1 protein-coding gene is annotated in these 1,126 nt (G+C 40.7%); it reads right to left on the bottom strand.

The annotated features are described in order from the left end of the window. Positions 1-1,126: MiiA motif-containing surface protein (locus QM424_RS09775; protein WP_414394554.1), on the bottom strand; the 1,126-nt coding region annotated here is incomplete at both ends.

Genomic DNA, 1,126 nt, shown 5'->3' on the forward strand with positions numbered 1-1,126 from the left:
TTTCTGGATTTGCTACTACTGTCTTATCTGCTGGTTTAACGATGTCGTTACCTGCATTTGGTTTAGTTGCAGCTTCTGGATCTTTCGTCAAGTCTGTTGCTGGAATTACAGCTGTCTTACCTTCTGGGGTTGTGACTGTTGCGTTTCCTTTGTCATCCACAACTACTGTTGCATCTGGATTTACAGCTTTAACTTTATCTTCGATCGCTTTCTTCTCAGCATCTGTAAGTTTTTCTGGATTTGCTACTACTGTCTTATCTGCTGGTTTAACGATGTCGTTGCCTGCATTTGGTTTAGTTGCAGCTTCTGGATCTTTCGTCAAGTCTGCTGCTGGAATTACTACTGGTTCTCCATCTTTTGGTGTAACTGTTGCGTTTCCTTTGTCATCTACAACTACTGTTGCATCTGGATTTACAGCTTTAACTTTATCTTCGATCGCTTTCTTCTCAGCATCTGTAAGTTTTTCTGGATTTGCTACTACTGTCTTATCTGCTGGTTTAACGATGTCGTTACCTGCATTTGGTTTAGTTGCAGCTTCTGGATCTTTTGTCAAGTCTGCTGATGGAATTACAGCTGTCTTACCTTCTGGGGTTGTAACTGTTGTATTTCCTTTATCATCTACAACTACTGTTGCATCTGGGTTTACAGCTTTAACTTTATCTTCGATCGCTTTCTTCTCAGCATCTGTAAGTTTTTCTGGATTTGCTACTACTGTCTTATCTGCTGGTTTAACGATGTCGTTTCCTGCATTTGGTTTAGTTGCAGCTTCTGGATCTTTCGTCAAGTCTGCTGCTGGAATTACTGCTGTCTTACCTTCTGGAGTTGTGACTGTCGCATTTCCTTTATCATCTACAACTACTGTTGCATCTGGGTTTACAGATTTAACTTTATCTTCGATCGCTTTCTTCTCAGCATCTGTAAGTTTTTCTGGATTTGCTACTACTGTCTTATCTGCTGGTTTAACGATGTCGTTACCTGCATTTGGTTTAGTTGCAGCTTCTGGATCTTTCGTCAAGTCTGCTGCTGGAATTACGGCTGTCTTACCTTCTGGAGTTGTGACTGTCGCATTTCCTTTATCATCTACAACTACTGTTGCATCTGGATTTACAGCTTTAACTTTATCTTC

This window comes from Streptococcus mitis, assembly GCF_047464945.1.
GTDB classification, from domain to species: Bacteria; Bacillota; Bacilli; order Lactobacillales; family Streptococcaceae; genus Streptococcus; species Streptococcus mitis_EA.